This is a genomic window from Polaribacter sp. 20A6 (genome assembly GCF_011378915.1).
GTDB lineage: Bacteria > Bacteroidota > Bacteroidia > Flavobacteriales > Flavobacteriaceae > Polaribacter > Polaribacter sejongensis.
The window spans coordinates 479,560-495,628 of sequence record NZ_WTPZ01000003.1 but is presented as its reverse complement, the minus strand read 5'-3'; the positions used below and the strand labels follow the sequence as shown (position 1 = coordinate 495,628).

Below are 16,069 nucleotides of genomic sequence, written 5' to 3'. Positions count from 1 at the left end.
GACCTTTGTTTTATAATTTCATCTTGCATCAACTCGTTATGAGGAGCAAATTATGAAAAATTAATCTCTATCTAATTTGTATTTTGTTAAATCCATACCGAAACTTAAACCTTTAACAATCACTAGTTCTTCTAGTTCTGTTAATGATTTTTTACCAAAGTTTCTAAACTTCATTAAATCACTTTTGTTAAAAGAAACTAAATCTCCTAATGTATCTACTTCTGCAGCCTTTAAACAATTTAAAGCTCTAACAGATAAATCCATGTCGATTAATCTAGTTTTTAATAACTGACGCATGTGTAATGATTCCTCATCATACGTTTCTGTTTGTGCAATTTCATCTGCCTCTAAAGTGATACGCTCATCAGAGAATAACATAAAGTGGTGGATTAATATTTTTGCAGCCTCAGTTAATGCATCTTTTGGATTGATTGATCCATCAGTATCGATATCGAAAACTAATTTTTCATAATCCGTTTTTTGCTCTACACGAAAATTTTCGATTGCATACTTTACATTCTTAATTGGTGTGTAGATAGAATCAGTAAAGATTGTTCCTATTGGTGCTGAAGCTTTTTTATTCTCTTCTGCAGGTACAAATCCTCTACCTTTTTCTATAGTAATTTCTGCATTTAACTTTACAGATTTATCCATGTTACAGATTACTAAATCTGGATTCAATACTTGAAAACCAGAGATAAATTTCTGTAAGTCTCCTGCAGTAAACTGTTCTTGACCAGATAATGAAATAGATACAGTTTCTCTATCTGTTTCTTCTATTTGTTTCTTAAAACGTACTTGTTTTAAGTTTAAAATAATTTCTGTAACGTCTTCTACAACTCCAGATACAGTAGAAAATTCGTGCTCTACACCATCAATTCTTAATGATGTAATAGCAAATCCCTCTAAAGAAGATAAAAGAACTCTTCTTAAAGCGTTTCCTATTGTTAAACCAAAACCTGGTTCTAAAGGTCTAAACTCAAATCTACCTGTAAAATCAGTAGATTCAATCATAATAACCTTATCTGGTTTTTGAAAATTTAAAATTGCCATTTTTCTTCGTTTTAATTGTTACTCGGTTGCGCGGTTTATAAACGTGAAGAAATGTTTATAAACCCTTTGGCCGAATTTCAATGTGTTTAATTTATTACTTAGAATATAATTCTACGATTAATTGTTCTTTGATGTTTTCTGGAATTTGTAATCTTTCTGGTGCTTTTACAAAAGTTCCAGATTTAGTATCTGTATTCCAAGTTAACCATTCAAAAACATTGCTGTTAGAAGCTAATGCATTTTCAATAGCACTTAAAGATTTAGATTTCTCTCTTACAGCTACAACATCTCCATCATTTAAACTATAAGAAGGAATGTTAACTATTTCTCCATTAACAGTAATATGTCTGTGAGAAACTAATTGACGAGCTCCACTTCTAGAGTTAGAAACCCCCATTCTGTAAACAACGTTATCTAAACGAGATTCACATAATTGTAATAAGATTTCACCTGTAATCCCAGAAGCAGCTTGTGCTTGTTTAAACAAGTTACTGAATTGACGCTCTAAAATACCATAAGTATATTTCGCTTTTTGCTTCTCCATTAATTGAGTAGCATATTCAGATTTTTTTCCTCTTCTTCTTGCATTACCATGCTGTCCTGGAGGGAAATTTCTTTTTTCGAAGTTTTTATCTTCTCCAAAAATTGCTTCACCAAACTTACGAGCAATTTTAGTTTTTGGTCCTGTATATCTTGCCATTTCTTTTTGTTGTTATAGATAGGGATTATGAATTAAGGCTTACTCCTTCGATAATCTAGATCCTATCAAATTAAAAAATTAAATTATACTCTTCTTCTCTTCGGTGGACGACATCCATTATGAGGAATAGGTGTAACATCAATAATTTCTGTTACTTCGATACCTGCATTATGAATAGACCTAATAGCAGATTCTCTACCATTACCCGGTCCTTTTACATACACTTTTACTTTACGTAAACCTGCTTCTTTTGCAACGTTTGCACAATCTTCTGCTGCTAATTGAGCTGCATATGGAGTATTCTTTTTAGAACCTCTAAAACCCATTTTACCTGCAGATGACCAAGAAATAACGTCACCTTTTTTATTTGTTAAAGAAATAATGATGTTGTTAAAAGATGCAGTTACGTGCGCCTCTCCAATAGCATCAATTATTACTTTACGCTTTTTTGAACTTGCTTTTGCCATAATTTTTCAGTTTTAGTAATTTAGTTTTCTAACTTTATAGTTTACACTATTATTAGATCTTTATTACTTTATCTAACTTATTTTTTCTTGTTAGCTACAGTTTTTCTCTTACCTTTTCTTGTACGAGAGTTATTCTTAGTTCTTTGTCCTCTTAAAGGAAGACCAAGTCTGTGACGAATACCTCTTTGACAACCGATATCCATCAAACGTTTGATGTTAATCTGTACCTCAGAACGTAGTTCACCTTCAATTGTGAAAGATCCTACTTGTTCTCTAATTGCTGCGATTTGATCATCTGTCCAGTCTTGAACTTTAATGCTCTCATCTACTTTTGCTTCTGCTAGAACTTTTTGAGCTCTGCTGCTTCCTATACCAAAGATGTAAGTTAATGCGATAACACCTCTTTTATTCTTTGGAATATCAATACCTGCTATTCTTGCCATTACCCTTGTCTTTGTTTAAATCTAGGATTTTGTTTATTAATCACGTATAATCTACCTTTCCTGCGAACTATTTTGCAGTCGGCACTTCTTTTTTTAACTGATGCTCTAACTTTCATCTGTTTTGTTTTTTTAGTATCTGTAAGTAATTCTTGCCTTTGATAAATCGTACGGACTCATTTCTAATTTCACCTTATCTCCAGGTAATAATTTGATATAATGCATACGCATTTTACCAGAAATGTGTGCCGTAACAATATGTCCATTTTCTAATTCTACACGAAACATTGCATTAGATAATGCTTCTGTAATTGTTCCGTCCTGTTGAATTGCTGATTGTTTAGCCATATTATTTATTCGATTTTCTGTTGCTATTCCCCGCTTTCATTAAACCATCATAATGACGATTTAATAAGTACGAATTAATTTGTTGCAACGTATCAATTGCAACTCCAACCATAATTATTAATGATGTACCACCATAAAACATGGCCCAACTCTGTTGTACTCCAAACTGAACTACAATTGCTGGTAAAATAGATAATGCTGCTAAAAATAACGATCCTGGGAACGTAATTCTAGATAATACAGAATCTAATCTATCTGCTGTGTCTTTTCCTGGTCTAATACCTGGTATAAAACCACCACTTCTTTTTAAATCATCTGCCATTTTATTCGTAGGAATAGTAATCGCAGTATAGAAATAACTAAAGATGACAATTAACAATGCAAAAATAACATTGTACCATAAACCATTCATATCTTGTAAGCTAGCAATTGCTGGAAATCTCTGAGCTAAAGCAACTGGTAAAAACATAATTGCTTGAGCAAAGATAATTGGCATAACACCTGCTGCATTCAACTTCAAAGGGATATAATCTCTTGAACCTGCAACATTTTGTACATTTCCTACAACCGTTCTTCTAGCATACTGCACTGCAATCTTTCGAACAGCAGTAACTAATAGCACAGTTAATAAAATTACTACAAACCAAACAATGATTTCTATTAAAACCATCATAATTCCACCTGCTCCAGCATTTGTTGTTTTAGCAACAAACTCTTGTAAAAAAGCAGCAGGGAAGTTAGCGATAATACCAACAGTAATTAATAATGATATACCATTACCAACACCTTTATCTGTAATACGCTCTCCTAACCACATTGCAAAAATTGTTCCTGCAGTTAAAATGATGATTGATGATATCCAAAAAGTAGCACCACTTACTAAAAACGCTTCTGGTCCTAAACCAAATTGTGTTTTAATAGCAGTAATATACGTAGGTGCTTGCACTAACGTAATACCAATTGTTAACCATCTTGTTATTTGTGTAATTTTTTTTCTTCCACTTTCTCCATCTTTTTGTAGTTTTTGTAAATAAGGAACCGCAATTCCCATTAACTGAACTACAATAGATGCAGAAATATAAGGCATAATACCAAGAGCCATTACTGACGCCCTAGCAAATGCTCCTCCTGTAAATGCATTCAATAAACCTAAAAGACCTCCAGAAGTACTCTCTTTTAAAGCTGAAAGTTGTAATGGATCTATTCCAGGTAATGGAACAGAAGCCATAAAACGATACACAGCAATTAAACCGATTGTAAGAAGAATTTTATTCTTCAACTCTTCAATACTGAAAATCTCTTTTAATCTATTAATAAAATTCATCATTTACGGGATGTTATAAAGTAACAGCTTCTCCTCCAGCTGCTTCGATAGCTGCTTTTGCTGTTGCTGTAAATTTATGTACAGTTATGTTTAATTTAGCCTTTAACTCTCCACTACCTAATATTTTAATTAAGTCGTTTTTTCTTGCCAATCTATTAGCAATTAAAGTCTCTAAAGTAACTGTATCTGTTATCTTTCCACTATCAACTAAAGATTGTAATTTATCGATATTGATACCTTGATATTCAACACGATTAATATTTGTGAAACCAAATTTTGGTACACGTCTCTGAAGTGGCATTTGCCCTCCTTCGAAACCAATCTTTTTAGAATAACCAGAACGAGATTTCTGTCCGTTGTGACCTCTTGTAGCGGTACCACCTTTTCCAGATCCTTCACCCCTTGCAATTCTTTTTCCTTTTTTAATGGAACCTACTGCTGGTGTTAAATTATGTAAACTCATTTTTTCTAAATATCTTATTTAATTTCTTCGAAAGAAACTAAGTGTTTAACTGTATTTACCATACCAACTATAGATGGAGTTGCCTCATGCTCTACAGTTTGGTTCATTTTACGTAAACCTAATGCCTCTAAAGTTCTTTTTTGACTTTGAAGACGTCCGATTTGACTTTTTACTTGTGTAACTTTTATTCTTGCCATCGTTCTTAGGTTTATCCGTTAAATACTTTCTCTAAAGAAATCCCTCTTTGCTTAGCAATACCTGCTGCACTACGTAATTGTAATAAAGCATTAAAAGTTGCTTTAACTACGTTATGAGGATTTGATGATCCTTGAGATTTTGATAATACATCATGAATACCAACTGACTCTAGTACGTGCCTTACAGCACCACCAGCAATAACTCCAGTACCATGAGATGCAGGCTTAAGAAAAACTTTCGCTCCACCAAATTTACCTTTTTGCTCATGAGGTAAAGTTGCATCTAAAATAGGAATTCTAACTAAATTTTTCTTTGCGTCTTCAATTGCTTTTGCAATTGCAGATGCAACATCTTTAGATTTACCTAAACCATGTCCAACAACACCATTACTATCTCCAACAACTACGATTGCAGAGAAACCAAATGCTCTACCACCTTTTGTTACTTTAGTAACACGTTGTACTCCTACTAATCTATCTACAAGATCTAACCCACTAGGTTTTACTCTTTCTACGTTTTTATATCCTTGCATAATTTCTTAAAATTTTAAACCCGCTTCTCTTGCAGCGTCTGCTAATACTTTAACTCTACCGTGATATAAATACCCGTTTCTATCGAAAGCAATAGTTTCAACTCCTGCTTTAGTAGCTTTTTCAGCGATTAATTTACCAACTGCTGTTGCTGCTTCGATTTTAGTACTTGCGTTTATTTCTTTATTTCTAGATGAAACTGAAGCTAATGTTACTCCATTTACATCGTCTACTAATTGAGCGTAGATTTCCTTGTTACTTCTATAAACCGATAATCTTGGTTTAGTAGCAGTACCAGAAACGATTTTTCTAATTCTACGCTTAATTCTAGCTCTTCTTTGTAGCTTTGATAATGCCATAATGCTATATATTATGCAGATTTACCTGCTTTTCTTCTTAATATTTCACCAACAAACTTCACACCTTTTCCTTTATAAGGCTCTGGAGCTCTGAAAGAACGAATCTTTGCAGCAATTTGACCAACTAATTGTTTGTCAAATGAAGATAATTTAATGATCGGGTTTTTCCCTTTCTCAGATATTGTCTCAATTTTAACCTCTGGAGCTAACTCTAAAACGATATTATGAGAGAAACCTAAAGCTAAATCTAGTTTTTGTCCTTGATTAGATGCTCTATAACCAACACCAACCAATTCTAAATCTTTTGTCCAACCTTTACTTACACCTTCAATCATATTATTGATTAAAGCTCTCATTAAACCATGTTGTGCTTTATGGTTTTTACTTTCTGATGTTCTATCTAAAGTGATAATACCATCTTCAATTTCTACTGTAATACCTTCAGAAATAGTTTGAGTTAACTCACCTAATTTTCCTTTTACGGTTACTACATTGTCTTTTACATTAACATCTACACCTTGTGAAATGCTAATAGGATTTTTTCCAATTCTACTCATTTCTATAGATTAATAAACGTAACATAAAACTTCTCCTCCAACATTCTCTTGACGTGCTTTTTTGTTTGTCATTACACCCTTAGATGTAGAAACAATAGCAATTCCAAGTCCGTTTAACACTCTTGGCATCTCTGTAGAGCCAACGTATTTACGTAAACCTGGTGTACTGATTCGTTGAATCTTTCTAATTACTGATTCTTTTGTTTCTCTTTCGTACTTTAAAGCTATCTTAATTGTTCCCTGAACTTTATCGTCATTGAACTGGTAGCTTAAAATATACCCTTGATCAAACAAAATTTTAGTCATTTCCTTCTTCAAGTTTGAAGCTGGAATTTCCACTACTCTGTGTCCTGCTGCGATTGCATTTCTTACTCTAGTAAGAAAATCCGCGATTGGATCTGTATACATATTTATATAAAATTGCGATTACGGTTTTCAAATACCTCTATTTATGCTACAGATTTCTCTGTGATAAATGAACCTATAATCAGTTAAAATTCTTATACTCAAAAAAAATAGAGCGTGCAAAGATACACATTCTATTTTTATATTTGAGCTTTATTTAAAATTTTCTACCAAGATGCTTTTTTCACACCTGGTATCAACCCTTGATTGGCCATTTCTCTAAAAGTAACACGAGATAAACCAAATTGTCTCATATATCCTTTTGGACGACCAGTTAATTTACATCTGTTATGCATTCTAACTGGTGAAGCATTCTTAGGTAATTTTTGTAATGCATCATAGTCTCCAGCTTCTTTTAAAGCTTTTCTCTTTTCAGCATATTTAGCAACAGTTGCTGCTCTCTTACGCTCACGCGCTTTCATTGATTCTTTAGCCATTTCTTAATTTTTTTTGAATGGTAAACCTAATTCTCCTAATAATGATTTAGCTTCTTTATCAGTATCTGCAGATGTTACAAAAGTAATATCCATTCCACTAATTTTTTTAACTTGATCAATATTAATCTCTGGGTAGATGATTTGTTCAGTAATACCTAAATTGTAATTACCTCTTCCATCAAAACCATTAGCTTTTATACCGTTAAAGTCTCTAACACGAGGTAAAGAAGCTGTAACTAATCTATCTAAAAACTCATACATTTTATCTCCACGTAAAGTAACTTTAACACCAATTGGCATCCCTTTACGCAATTTAAATGCAGCGATATCTTTTTTAGATAATGTAGAAACTGCTTTTTGACCTGTAATTTTAGTCAACTCTTCTACAGCATAATCTATTAATTTCTTATCTGCAATTGCAGCACCTACACCTTTAGAAACAACTATTTTTTCTAATTTAGGCACTTGCATTACATTCTTGTAACTGAATTCTTCAGTAAGAGCTTTTATTACTCTTTCTTTGTATTCTGCTTTTAATCTTGGTACGTAACTCATGATTATCCTTATTTTTTAGTTTTTTTAGAGACTCTAGTCTTAGTATCTCCATCAACCTTATAACCTACTCTCACAGCTACACCATCTTCAACTAACATTAAGTTAGAAATGTGAAGTGAAGCTTCTTTCTTTACAATACCACCTTGGGGGTTTTGAGCGCTTGGTTTAGTGTGCTTAGAAACTAAGTTAACACCTTCTACCAAAACTCTATCTTTCTCCTTAATGATCTGTAAAACCTTTCCTTCAGATCCTTTATGATCTCCTGCAATTACTTTTACAGTATCTCCTGATTTTAATTTGAACTTCTTCATCTTATATAATGATTTAAAGCACTTCAGGTGCTAATGATACTATTTTCATGAATTGTTTCTCACGAAGCTCACGTGCAACAGGTCCAAAAACACGAGTTCCTCTCATTTCCTCTGTAGGATTTAAAAGTACACAAGCGTTATCATCAAATCTAATGTATGATCCGTCTTTACGTCTTACTTCTTTTTTCGTTCTTACAACAACTGCTCTAGATACTTGACCTTTTTTTACAGTTCCGTTTGGAGTTGCAGATTTAACAGCTACTACAATCTTGTCTCCAATACTTGCGTAACGTTTTCTTGTTCCTCCTAAAACTCTAATCACTAAAACTTCTTTTGCTCCAGTGTTATCTGCGACTTTTAATCTTGATTCTGTCTGTAACATATTATTTAGCTCTTTCTAGGATTTCTACTAATCTCCAACGTTTAGATTTACTCATAGGTCTTGTTTCCATGATCCTAACAGTATCTCCTTCGTTGCAATCATTCTGTTCGTCGTGTGCAACATACTTCTTCGTCTTTAATACGAATTTACCGTACATTGGGTGCTTTACTCTCTTAGTTTCTGCAACAACAATAGATTTTTCCATTTTGTTACTAGAAACAACACCAATTCTCTCTTTTCTAAGATTTCTTTTTTCCATCTTTAAAACTGACTATAGAATTATTGTAATTCTCTTTTTGTTAATTCTGTTGCAATTCTTGCTACAGTTCTTCTTAAACCTCTCAACTGCAATGGATTCTCCAATGGAGTTATTGCGTGAGCCATTTTAAGATCAGTATAATTCTTTTGCAACGCTCCAAGCTTTTCATTAAGATCAGCTATAGATAATTCTTTTACTTCAGATTGTTTCATTTTATTTAGAATTATGCGTTAATATCAAAATCTCTTGCTACTACAAACTTCGTTTTTACTGGAAGTTTCTGAGCTGCTAAACGTAAAGCTTCTTTTGCTACTTCAATCGATACTCCACCGATTTCAAACAAAATTCTACCTGGTTTAATAACTGCAACAAAATGATCTGGTGCTCCTTTACCCTTACCCATACGTACCTCTAAAGGTTTCTTAGTGATAGGCTTGTCTGGAAATACTTTAATCCATAACTGACCTTCTCTTTTCATATGACGAGTTGCCGCGATACGAGCTGCTTCTATTTGACGAGAAGTTAATAAATTCTGGTCTAGTGATTTGATACCAAACATCCCATTAGAAAGTTGATTTCCTCTACCAGAAATACCAGTCATATTTCCTTTCGACTTCTGTACCTTACGGTATTTTACTCTTTTTGGCTGTAACATTTTTAATTTCTAATTTTAAAAATTATTTTCTTCTACGAGGTTGTTGACGTTTAGATCTATCACCACCACCTTTATTACCACCTTGTTTTTTAGACAAGCCAACTAATGGAGATAATTCTCTTTTACCATAAACCTCACCCTTCATAATCCATACTTTAACACCTAGTCTTCCGTATTGAGTATGAGCTTCTACAAGTGCATAGTCAATATCAGCTCTAAAAGTAGAAAGTGGAATTCTTCCTTCTTTATAATGTTCAGAACGTGCCATTTCAGCTCCGTTTAAACGACCTGAAATTTGAATTTTAATTCCTTCAGCGTTCATACGCATAGTAGCCTGAATAGCCATTTTAGTAGCTCTCTTGTATGAAATTCTATTTTCAATTTGACGAGCAACACTAACTGCAACTAATTTTGCATCTAATTCTGGACGTTTAATTTCAAAAATATTAATTTGAACTTCTTTACCTGTAATTTTTTTAAGCTCCTCTTTTAACTTGTCTACCTCTTGACCTCCTTTACCAATAATGATACCTGGACGTGCCGTAGTGATAGTAACGGTTACAAGTTTTAAAGTACGCTCTATAATTACTCTAGAAACACTTGCTTTAAATAATCTAGCATTTACATACTGTCTTATTTTAAAATCTTCAGCTAATTTATCTCCGTAGTCATTACCACCGTACCAGTTAGATTCCCAACCTCTGATGATTCCTAAACGATTTCCTATTGGATTAGTTTTTTGTCCCATTTCTACTTTAATTAATTGCTTAAATTTTTACTACCTAACTCTAAAGTAACGTGATTAGAACGCTTACGAATTCTATGTGCACGACCTTGTGGAGCTGGTCTTAATCTCTTTAACATTCCTGCGCTATCAACACAAATTGTTTTTACAAATAACTTAGCGTCTTCTATAGATGCTTCTTCATTTTTAGCTTGCCAGTTTGCAATTGCAGACAACAACAATTTCTCTAAATTAATTGAAGCTTCTTTTGGGCTAAATTTTAAGATTTGTAAAGCTTTTTCAACTTCAACTCCTCTTATCTGATCTGCGACTAAACGCATTTTTCTCGGTGATGTAGGACAGTTAGTAAGCTTCGCGAAAGCACGTTGCTTTCTATCTGCTTTTAACTGATCTGCCATGTTTTTTTTACGAACTCCCATATCCTACTATTTTTTTCCTTTATTTTTTGCACCAGCATGTCCTCTAAAAGAACGAGTTGGTGAAAATTCGCCTAATTTATGCCCTACCATGTTTTCTGTAACAAAAACTGGTACAAACTGACGTCCATTATGAACAGCAATAGTTTGTCCTACAAAATCTGGAGTAATCATACTTGCTCTAGACCAAGTTTTAATTACAGTTTTGCTACCAGCCTCTACATTAGCTAACACTTTTTTCTCTAATTTATAGTGAACGTAAGGTCCTTTCTTTAATGATCTTGCCATAACTTATTATTTCTTTCTACGTTCTAAAATGTACTTATTACTAGCTTTAGTCTTAGATCTAGTTTTAAATCCTTTAGCAGGAATACCATTTCTAGATCTTGGATGACCTCCAGAAGCACGACCTTCACCACCACCCATTGGGTGATCGACAGGATTCATTCTTACTGCGTTAACTCTTGGTCTTCTACCTAACCATCTTCTTCTACCTGCTTTACCAGATACTAATAATTGATGATCTGAATTAGATACAACTCCAATAGTTGCCATACATGTTAACAAGATTAATCTTGTTTCACCAGAAGGTAACTTAACTGTTGCATACTTACCATCTCTTGCCATTAATTGAGCAAAAGAACCAGCAGAACGAGCCATAACAGCACCTTGACCAGGACGTAATTCTATACAAGAAATTGCAGTTCCTAAAGGAATTTCACTTAATGCCATTGCGTTTCCAATTTCTGGTGCAATAGCAGAACCTGCTACAATTGTTTGACCTACTGTTAAACCGTTTTGTGCAATCACATAACGCTTTTCTCCATCAGCATAACTAAGTAAAGCAATAAATGCAGTACGATTTGGATCGTACTCTATAGTTTTTACTGTTGCGGGAATACCTGCTTTATCTCTTTTAAAATCGATAATACGATATCTTTGTTTATGACCACCACCTATATTACGTGTTGTCATTCTACCCTGACTGTTTCGACCTCCAGATCGTTTTTTCGGAGCAAGTAAACTTTTCTCCGGCTTATCAGTTGTTATGGTGTCGAACCCATTTACAACTCTAAAACGCTGACCTGGTGTTATTGGTTTTAATTTTCTAACTGACATTTTTGTCTTTTCTTAAAGATTGTTATAAAAATCAATGCTTTCTCCTTCTGCTACTTGAACGATAGCCTTTTTGTATCCACTTTTAATACCAGTAACTAAACCTTTTTTAGTAAACTTAGTATTTCTTTGTATTGGATAGTTTAAAGTCTTAACGCTTAAAATAGAAACTCCGTAAGTTGCTTCTACAGCTCCTTTAATTTCTAATTTGTTAGCTTTTTTATCTACAATAAATGTAAAGCGATTATATACTTCGCTATCATTTGTTGCTTTTTCCGTGATAATAGGTTTTATTAAAATACTCATTATGAATCCCTATTTGGTTAAATTTGTATTAATTCCTTCTAAAGAACCTTCAGTAATAATAATCTTACTTGCGTTTAAAATACCATAAGTATTTAAATCTGCAGCGTTTATTACTGTAGTACCTTTTAAGTTTCTAGAAGATAAATACACATTAGTATTTAATCCGTTCAAAACAAATAAAGATCTTCTAGCATCTAAAGCTAATGCACCTAATAAGTTTGTGAAGTTTTTTGTTTTTGGACTATCAAATTCAAAATCTTCAATAACTACTAAGTTATTATCCGTTGCTTGAATACTTAAAGCAGACTTACGTGCTAAACGCTTTAAGTTTTTATTCAATTTAAAAGAATAACTTCTTGGTCTTGGACCGAACATACGACCTCCACCTCTAAAAACACCAGACTTGATAGAACCTGCTCTTGCAGTACCAGTTCCTTTTTGTTTTTTAATCTTTCTTGTAGAACCAGTAATTTCTGCTCTTTCTTTAGACTTGTGCGTTCCTTGACGTTGGTTAGCCAAATATTGCTTTACATCTAAGTAAATTGCATGATCATTAGGTTCTATTCCAAATACATCTTTAGAAAGCTCAACCTTTCTACCTGTATCTTTTCCTGTAATATCTAAAACTGCTACTTCCATTATTTCTGAATAGTTACAAAAGCATTTTTGTGTCCAGGAATTGCTCCTTTAACAACAAGTAAGTTCTTTTCAGCAACTACTTTTAATACTCTTAAGTTTTGTACTTTCACTTTATCTCCACCCATACGGCCTCCCATTCGCATTCCTTTGAATACTCTTGCAGGATATGACGCAGCACCAATAGAACCTGGAGCTCTTAAACGGTTATGTTGTCCGTGAGTAGCTTGACCTACACCACCGAATCCATGACGCTTAACAACACCTTGAAAACCTTTACCTTTAGATACACCAGATACATCAACGAATTCGCCTTCTTCAAAGTGACCTACAGTAATAGAATCTCCTAATTTAAAACTCTCTTCAAATCCTTGAAATTCAACGACTTTTCTCTTAGCAGTGGTACCAGCTTTTTTAAAGTGGCCATCTAACGCTTTGTTAGAACTTTTTGCTTTTTTGTCATCGAAACCAAGTTGTAACGCACTATAGCCGTCAACCTCTTCGGTTCTGACCTGAGTGACAACGCAAGGACCTGCTTCGATTACAGTACAAGGAATATTCTTCCCGTTCTCATCGAATAAGCTGGTCATCCCAATCTTTCTTCCTATTAACCCAGACATTTAGTTAAAATTTTAGACGATAGATCTATTTATCCAGCGCGTCTATATTAATAATTTATTTTTCGAAACAATTGTTTCATTTTCGTCCTTTAAATTTCGACCAAAAAAAACAGCGCAAACAAATTCAACGCTGATTTTGTTTTTTCCGTTTTTCCTTCGCGAAACGCTCTGGACATGTTACTATTTCTTAATTTTACTCAAAAAATAGCGTCACCCTACTCTATTTCGGGTTGCAAAAGTATAAAAAACTTTCGGTTTAACAAAATTAAACCGAAAGTTAATATAAAATTACTTTTTTTTTAGAGATTCTTACTTTCGTAAGAACTACAATTAAAGTTTAATTAAACTTTAATTTCTACTTCAACACCACTTGGTAACTCAAGTTTCATTAAAGCATCAATAGTTTTCGAAGAAGAACTATAGATGTCTAATAATCTTTTGTAAGAAGCTAATTGAAATTGCTCTCTAGATTTTTTGTTTACGTGTGGAGAACGTAATACAGTAAAAATCTTTTTATGTGTTGGTAATGGTATTGGTCCGTTTACAACAGCTCCAGTACTCTTTACCGTCTTTACAATCTTTTCAGCAGATTTATCTACTAAATTGTAATCGTAAGACTTTAATTTAATTCTAATTTTTTGACTCATCTTATATTATTTAGAGATTAACCTTTAGATTTAGCGATAACTTCTTCAGATACATTAGAAGGAGTTTCTGCATAATGTGAAAATTCCATAGTAGAAGTTGCTCTACCAGAAGACATTGTTCTTAAAGTAGTAACGTAACCAAACATTTCTGATAACGGTACTAAAGCTTTAACAACTTTAGACCCATTACGATCGCTCATGTCATTTACTTGACCTCTTCTTCTATTTAAATCACCAACGATATCTCCCATGTTCTCCTCTGGAGTTAACACTTCTAATTTCATTAATGGTTCCATTATTTTTGCTTTTGCAGATTTTGCTGAAGCTTTATAACCCATTCTTGCAGCTAACTCAAAAGATAAAGCATCAGAATCCACAGCGTGGAAAGAACCATCTCTTAAAGTAACTTTCATTGAATCCATTTCGTACCCTGCTAATGGTCCGTTTTTCATAGCTTCTTTGAATCCTTTCTCTACAGAAGGAACAAATTCTCTAGGTACGTTTCCACCTTTAATTACAGACTCAAATTGTAAACCTTGAACACCTTCATCTGCAGGTCCAATAGTAAATACAATATCAGCAAATTTACCACGTCCACCAGATTGTTTCTTATAAATCTCTCTATGTTCTGCTTCTGCAGTAATAGCCTCTTTATATTCAACTTGAGGTTGACCTTGATTAACTTCTACTTTAAACTCACGTTTTAAACGGTCTACAAGTACATCTAAATGCAACTCACCCATTCCAGAAATAATAGTCTGTCCTGAAGCTTCGTCTGAACGTACTGTAAATGTAGGGTCTTCTTCTGCTAACTTAGCAAGTCCAACACCTAATTTATCTACATCCGCTTTTGTTTTAGGCTCAATAGCAATACCAATTACTGGGTCTGGAAAATCCATAGACTCTAATACAAGAGGGAATTTTTCAGCAGTTAAAGTATCTCCTGTTTTAATAGATTTAAAACCTACAGCAGCACCAATATCTCCAGCTTCAATATAATCAATTGCATTTTGCTTATTCGCATGCATTTGATAGATACGAGAAATACGTTCTTTTTTACCAGAACGGTTATTTAAAACATAAGAACCTGCATCTAAACGACCAGAGTATGCTCTAAAGAAAGCTAAACGACCAACAAAAGGGTCTGTAGCAATCTTAAATGCTAAAGCAGCAAAAGGCTCCTCTACACTTGGCTTACGTAATTCTTTTTCTTCTGTATCTGGATTTACACCTATAATACCTTCCTTATCCATTGGAGAAGGTAAGTAACGACATACAGCATCTAAAAGAAACTGAACACCTTTATTTTTAAATGAAGAACCACAAACCATTGGAATGATAGCCATATCCATAACCGCAGCTCTTAATGCATTGTGCACTTCGTCTTCTGTTATAGAATCTTCATCTTCCATGAATTTTTCTAATAAGTTCTCATCATAACTAGCTACTTCTTCGATTAATAAAGCACGATACTTACGTACTTCATCTTTCATATCTTCTGGAATAGCAACAACATCGAATGTAGCTCCGAAGTTATCATCATGCCATACAATAGCTCTGTTTTTTACTAAATCTACAATACCTTTAAACTCATCCTCATCACCAATATTTAAAACAATTGGCACTGCGTTAGACTTTAACATATCTTTTACCTGTTGGCAAACCTTTAAAAAGTCAGATCCTTGACGGTCCATCTTATTAACGAATCCAATTCTAGGCACTTTATAGTTATCAGCTAATCTCCAGTTAGTTTCAGATTGTGGCTCTACACCATCAACTGCTGAAAATAAGAATACTAATCCATCTAATACACGTAAAGATCTATTTACTTCAACAGTAAAATCTACGTGACCAGGAGTATCAATAATATTAAAATGGTATGCTTGAGTTTCTGGAGTAGGTTGAGCATTTTCTTTTGGAAAATCCCATTCACAAGTAGTTGCAGCAGAAGTAATTGTAATACCTCTTTCCTGCTCTTGCTCCATCCAGTCCATCGTAGCTGCCCCATCATGTACTTCTCCAATCTTATGAGAAACACCTGTATAGAACAAGATACGTTCTGTTGTTGTGGTTTTACCAGCATCAATGTGCGCTGCAATACCAATATTTCTTGTTAATCTTAAATCTCTAGCCATTTCTA

Annotated in this window: 29 protein-coding genes; all 29 read right to left on the bottom strand. The window is 33.6% G+C overall.

Annotated elements, in window-relative coordinates; all coding sequences use genetic code 11:
* Positions 1 to 60 precede the first annotated feature (60 nt).
* The gene (locus GQS57_RS09500) at positions 61 to 1,053 is read right to left on the bottom strand and encodes a DNA-directed RNA polymerase subunit alpha (RefSeq protein WP_165732609.1); all 993 of its coding nucleotides are present in this window, start codon (positions 1,051 to 1,053) and stop codon (positions 61 to 63) included.
* A 94-nt stretch (positions 1,054 to 1,147) separates the two neighbouring features.
* A complete protein-coding gene (rpsD, locus tag GQS57_RS09495; protein WP_165732608.1) occupies positions 1,148 to 1,753 on the bottom strand; it encodes a 30S ribosomal protein S4 in 606 nt (201 codons plus the stop codon).
* 83 nt (positions 1,754 to 1,836) lie between these two features.
* On the bottom strand, positions 1,837 to 2,220 hold the full coding sequence (rpsK, locus tag GQS57_RS09490) for a 30S ribosomal protein S11 (RefSeq protein WP_036825729.1): 384 nt from the start codon (positions 2,218 to 2,220) through the stop codon (positions 1,837 to 1,839).
* Between the two features lie 77 nt (positions 2,221 to 2,297).
* Positions 2,298 to 2,663 (bottom strand): 30S ribosomal protein S13, encoded by a 366-nt coding sequence (rpsM, locus tag GQS57_RS09485; protein WP_165732607.1) that lies wholly within the window; start codon positions 2,661 to 2,663, stop codon positions 2,298 to 2,300.
* A complete protein-coding gene (ykgO, locus tag GQS57_RS09480; protein ID WP_004568720.1) occupies positions 2,663 to 2,779 on the bottom strand; it encodes a type B 50S ribosomal protein L36 in 117 nt (38 codons plus the stop codon). The genes rpsM and ykgO overlap by 1 nt, the downstream gene beginning before the upstream one ends.
* Before the next feature lie 13 nt (positions 2,780 to 2,792).
* Complete coding sequence (gene infA, locus GQS57_RS09475; RefSeq protein ID WP_004568721.1) at positions 2,793 to 3,008, bottom strand: translation initiation factor IF-1; 216 nt, start codon at positions 3,006 to 3,008, stop codon at positions 2,793 to 2,795.
* A gap of 1 nt (position 3,009) precedes the next feature.
* Positions 3,010 to 4,332 carry a preprotein translocase subunit SecY gene (secY, locus tag GQS57_RS09470; protein ID WP_165732728.1) on the bottom strand — a complete coding sequence of 441 codons (1,323 nt, stop codon included), beginning with the start codon at positions 4,330 to 4,332 and terminating at the stop codon, positions 3,010 to 3,012.
* 13 nt (positions 4,333 to 4,345) lie between these two features.
* Entirely contained in the window at positions 4,346 to 4,795 is a 450-nt protein-coding gene (gene rplO, locus GQS57_RS09465; protein ID WP_165732606.1) for a 50S ribosomal protein L15, read from the bottom strand.
* A 14-nt stretch (positions 4,796 to 4,809) separates the two neighbouring features.
* A complete protein-coding gene (gene rpmD, locus GQS57_RS09460) occupies positions 4,810 to 4,992 on the bottom strand; it encodes a 50S ribosomal protein L30 (RefSeq protein ID WP_036783629.1) in 183 nt (60 codons plus the stop codon).
* Between the two features lie 11 nt (positions 4,993 to 5,003).
* Complete coding sequence (gene rpsE / locus GQS57_RS09455) at positions 5,004 to 5,528, bottom strand: 30S ribosomal protein S5 (protein ID WP_165732727.1); 525 nt, start codon at positions 5,526 to 5,528, stop codon at positions 5,004 to 5,006.
* 3 nt (positions 5,529 to 5,531) lie between these two features.
* Positions 5,532 to 5,882 carry a 50S ribosomal protein L18 gene (rplR, locus tag GQS57_RS09450; RefSeq protein WP_165732605.1) on the bottom strand — a complete coding sequence of 117 codons (351 nt, stop codon included), beginning with the start codon at positions 5,880 to 5,882 and terminating at the stop codon, positions 5,532 to 5,534.
* Between the two features lie 11 nt (positions 5,883 to 5,893).
* A complete protein-coding gene (gene rplF / locus GQS57_RS09445; protein WP_165732604.1) occupies positions 5,894 to 6,439 on the bottom strand; it encodes a 50S ribosomal protein L6 in 546 nt (181 codons plus the stop codon).
* A 9-nt stretch (positions 6,440 to 6,448) separates the two neighbouring features.
* The gene (gene rpsH / locus GQS57_RS09440; protein WP_068451535.1) at positions 6,449 to 6,847 is read right to left on the bottom strand and encodes a 30S ribosomal protein S8; all 399 of its coding nucleotides are present in this window, start codon (positions 6,845 to 6,847) and stop codon (positions 6,449 to 6,451) included.
* 164 nt (positions 6,848 to 7,011) lie between these two features.
* On the bottom strand, positions 7,012 to 7,281 hold the full coding sequence (gene rpsN / locus GQS57_RS09435) for a 30S ribosomal protein S14 (protein WP_165732603.1): 270 nt from the start codon (positions 7,279 to 7,281) through the stop codon (positions 7,012 to 7,014).
* 3 nt (positions 7,282 to 7,284) lie between these two features.
* Positions 7,285 to 7,836 carry a 50S ribosomal protein L5 gene (gene rplE, locus GQS57_RS09430; RefSeq protein WP_165732602.1) on the bottom strand — a complete coding sequence of 184 codons (552 nt, stop codon included), beginning with the start codon at positions 7,834 to 7,836 and terminating at the stop codon, positions 7,285 to 7,287.
* An 8-nt stretch (positions 7,837 to 7,844) separates the two neighbouring features.
* Positions 7,845 to 8,147 carry a 50S ribosomal protein L24 gene (gene rplX, locus GQS57_RS09425; RefSeq protein ID WP_068451526.1) on the bottom strand — a complete coding sequence of 101 codons (303 nt, stop codon included), beginning with the start codon at positions 8,145 to 8,147 and terminating at the stop codon, positions 7,845 to 7,847.
* Between the two features lie 13 nt (positions 8,148 to 8,160).
* Entirely contained in the window at positions 8,161 to 8,529 is a 369-nt protein-coding gene (gene rplN, locus GQS57_RS09420; protein ID WP_068451523.1) for a 50S ribosomal protein L14, read from the bottom strand.
* Position 8,530: 1 nt separating this feature from the next.
* The gene (gene rpsQ / locus GQS57_RS09415; protein ID WP_065320234.1) at positions 8,531 to 8,788 is read right to left on the bottom strand and encodes a 30S ribosomal protein S17; all 258 of its coding nucleotides are present in this window, start codon (positions 8,786 to 8,788) and stop codon (positions 8,531 to 8,533) included.
* 20 nt (positions 8,789 to 8,808) lie between these two features.
* A complete protein-coding gene (gene rpmC / locus GQS57_RS09410) occupies positions 8,809 to 9,000 on the bottom strand; it encodes a 50S ribosomal protein L29 (protein WP_100947456.1) in 192 nt (63 codons plus the stop codon).
* Between the two features lie 11 nt (positions 9,001 to 9,011).
* Positions 9,012 to 9,443, bottom strand: coding sequence for a 50S ribosomal protein L16 (gene rplP / locus GQS57_RS09405; RefSeq protein ID WP_165732601.1), 432 nt, complete (start codon positions 9,441 to 9,443; stop codon positions 9,012 to 9,014).
* Positions 9,444 to 9,465: 22 nt separating this feature from the next.
* A complete protein-coding gene (rpsC, locus tag GQS57_RS09400; RefSeq protein ID WP_158841427.1) occupies positions 9,466 to 10,191 on the bottom strand; it encodes a 30S ribosomal protein S3 in 726 nt (241 codons plus the stop codon).
* Between the two features lie 11 nt (positions 10,192 to 10,202).
* Positions 10,203 to 10,607 carry a 50S ribosomal protein L22 gene (gene rplV, locus GQS57_RS09395; RefSeq protein WP_068451511.1) on the bottom strand — a complete coding sequence of 135 codons (405 nt, stop codon included), beginning with the start codon at positions 10,605 to 10,607 and terminating at the stop codon, positions 10,203 to 10,205.
* A gap of 6 nt (positions 10,608 to 10,613) precedes the next feature.
* The gene (gene rpsS / locus GQS57_RS09390) at positions 10,614 to 10,892 is read right to left on the bottom strand and encodes a 30S ribosomal protein S19 (protein ID WP_068451508.1); all 279 of its coding nucleotides are present in this window, start codon (positions 10,890 to 10,892) and stop codon (positions 10,614 to 10,616) included.
* A 6-nt stretch (positions 10,893 to 10,898) separates the two neighbouring features.
* On the bottom strand, positions 10,899 to 11,723 hold the full coding sequence (rplB, locus tag GQS57_RS09385; protein ID WP_165732600.1) for a 50S ribosomal protein L2: 825 nt from the start codon (positions 11,721 to 11,723) through the stop codon (positions 10,899 to 10,901).
* 12 nt (positions 11,724 to 11,735) lie between these two features.
* Positions 11,736 to 12,026 carry a 50S ribosomal protein L23 gene (rplW, locus tag GQS57_RS09380; RefSeq protein ID WP_165732599.1) on the bottom strand — a complete coding sequence of 97 codons (291 nt, stop codon included), beginning with the start codon at positions 12,024 to 12,026 and terminating at the stop codon, positions 11,736 to 11,738.
* 9 nt (positions 12,027 to 12,035) lie between these two features.
* Entirely contained in the window at positions 12,036 to 12,665 is a 630-nt protein-coding gene (rplD, locus tag GQS57_RS09375) for a 50S ribosomal protein L4 (RefSeq protein WP_165732598.1), read from the bottom strand.
* Positions 12,665 to 13,282 (bottom strand): 50S ribosomal protein L3, encoded by a 618-nt coding sequence (rplC, locus tag GQS57_RS09370; protein ID WP_165732597.1) that lies wholly within the window; start codon positions 13,280 to 13,282, stop codon positions 12,665 to 12,667. The genes rplD and rplC overlap by 1 nt, the downstream gene beginning before the upstream one ends.
* Before the next feature lie 341 nt (positions 13,283 to 13,623).
* A complete protein-coding gene (gene rpsJ / locus GQS57_RS09365) occupies positions 13,624 to 13,929 on the bottom strand; it encodes a 30S ribosomal protein S10 (RefSeq protein ID WP_004568745.1) in 306 nt (101 codons plus the stop codon).
* A 17-nt stretch (positions 13,930 to 13,946) separates the two neighbouring features.
* Positions 13,947 to 16,064: an elongation factor G gene (gene fusA, locus GQS57_RS09360; protein ID WP_165732596.1), complete on the bottom strand. Its 2,118-nt coding sequence runs from the start codon at positions 16,062 to 16,064 to the stop codon at positions 13,947 to 13,949.
* Positions 16,065 to 16,069 lie beyond the last annotated feature (5 nt).

Bases quoted from the DNA above. Each gene is read 5' to 3' on its own strand.
- GQS57_RS09500 (WP_165732609.1), bottom strand. From the start codon at position 1,053: ATGGCAATTTTAAATTTTCAAAAACCAGATAAGGTTATTATGATTGAA.
- rpsD (WP_165732608.1), bottom strand. From the start codon at position 1,753: ATGGCAAGATATACAGGACCAAAAACTAAAATTGCTCGTAAGTTTGGT.
- rpsK (WP_036825729.1), bottom strand. From the start codon at position 2,220: ATGGCAAAAGCAAGTTCAAAAAAGCGTAAAGTAATAATTGATGCTATT.
- rpsM (WP_165732607.1), bottom strand. From the start codon at position 2,663: ATGGCAAGAATAGCAGGTATTGATATTCCAAAGAATAAAAGAGGTGTT.
- ykgO (WP_004568720.1), bottom strand. From the start codon at position 2,779: ATGAAAGTTAGAGCATCAGTTAAAAAAAGAAGTGCCGACTGCAAAATA.
- infA (WP_004568721.1), bottom strand. From the start codon at position 3,008: ATGGCTAAACAATCAGCAATTCAACAGGACGGAACAATTACAGAAGCA.
- secY (WP_165732728.1), bottom strand. From the start codon at position 4,332: ATGAATTTTATTAATAGATTAAAAGAGATTTTCAGTATTGAAGAGTTG.
- rplO (WP_165732606.1), bottom strand. From the start codon at position 4,795: ATGAGTTTACATAATTTAACACCAGCAGTAGGTTCCATTAAAAAAGGA.
- rpmD (WP_036783629.1), bottom strand. From the start codon at position 4,992: ATGGCAAGAATAAAAGTTACACAAGTAAAAAGTCAAATCGGACGTCTT.
- rplR (WP_165732605.1), bottom strand. From the start codon at position 5,882: ATGGCATTATCAAAGCTACAAAGAAGAGCTAGAATTAAGCGTAGAATT.
- rplF (WP_165732604.1), bottom strand. From the start codon at position 6,439: ATGAGTAGAATTGGAAAAAATCCTATTAGCATTTCACAAGGTGTAGAT.
- rpsH (WP_068451535.1), bottom strand. From the start codon at position 6,847: ATGTATACAGATCCAATCGCGGATTTTCTTACTAGAGTAAGAAATGCA.
- rpsN (WP_165732603.1), bottom strand. From the start codon at position 7,281: ATGGCTAAAGAATCAATGAAAGCGCGTGAGCGTAAGAGAGCAGCAACT.
- rplE (WP_165732602.1), bottom strand. From the start codon at position 7,836: ATGAGTTACGTACCAAGATTAAAAGCAGAATACAAAGAAAGAGTAATA.
- rplX (WP_068451526.1), bottom strand. From the start codon at position 8,147: ATGAAGAAGTTCAAATTAAAATCAGGAGATACTGTAAAAGTAATTGCA.
- rplN (WP_068451523.1), bottom strand. From the start codon at position 8,529: ATGTTACAGACAGAATCAAGATTAAAAGTCGCAGATAACACTGGAGCA.
- rpsQ (WP_065320234.1), bottom strand. From the start codon at position 8,788: ATGGAAAAAAGAAATCTTAGAAAAGAGAGAATTGGTGTTGTTTCTAGT.
- rpmC (WP_100947456.1), bottom strand. From the start codon at position 9,000: ATGAAACAATCTGAAGTAAAAGAATTATCTATAGCTGATCTTAATGAA.
- rplP (WP_165732601.1), bottom strand. From the start codon at position 9,443: ATGTTACAGCCAAAAAGAGTAAAATACCGTAAGGTACAGAAGTCGAAA.
- rpsC (WP_158841427.1), bottom strand. From the start codon at position 10,191: ATGGGACAAAAAACTAATCCAATAGGAAATCGTTTAGGAATCATCAGA.
- rplV (WP_068451511.1), bottom strand. From the start codon at position 10,607: ATGGGAGTTCGTAAAAAAAACATGGCAGATCAGTTAAAAGCAGATAGA.
- rpsS (WP_068451508.1), bottom strand. From the start codon at position 10,892: ATGGCAAGATCATTAAAGAAAGGACCTTACGTTCACTATAAATTAGAG.
- rplB (WP_165732600.1), bottom strand. From the start codon at position 11,723: ATGTCAGTTAGAAAATTAAAACCAATAACACCAGGTCAGCGTTTTAGA.
- rplW (WP_165732599.1), bottom strand. From the start codon at position 12,026: ATGAGTATTTTAATAAAACCTATTATCACGGAAAAAGCAACAAATGAT.
- rplD (WP_165732598.1), bottom strand. From the start codon at position 12,665: ATGGAAGTAGCAGTTTTAGATATTACAGGAAAAGATACAGGTAGAAAG.
- rplC (WP_165732597.1), bottom strand. From the start codon at position 13,282: ATGTCTGGGTTAATAGGAAGAAAGATTGGGATGACCAGCTTATTCGAT.
- rpsJ (WP_004568745.1), bottom strand. From the start codon at position 13,929: ATGAGTCAAAAAATTAGAATTAAATTAAAGTCTTACGATTACAATTTA.
- fusA (WP_165732596.1), bottom strand. From the start codon at position 16,064: ATGGCTAGAGATTTAAGATTAACAAGAAATATTGGTATTGCAGCGCAC.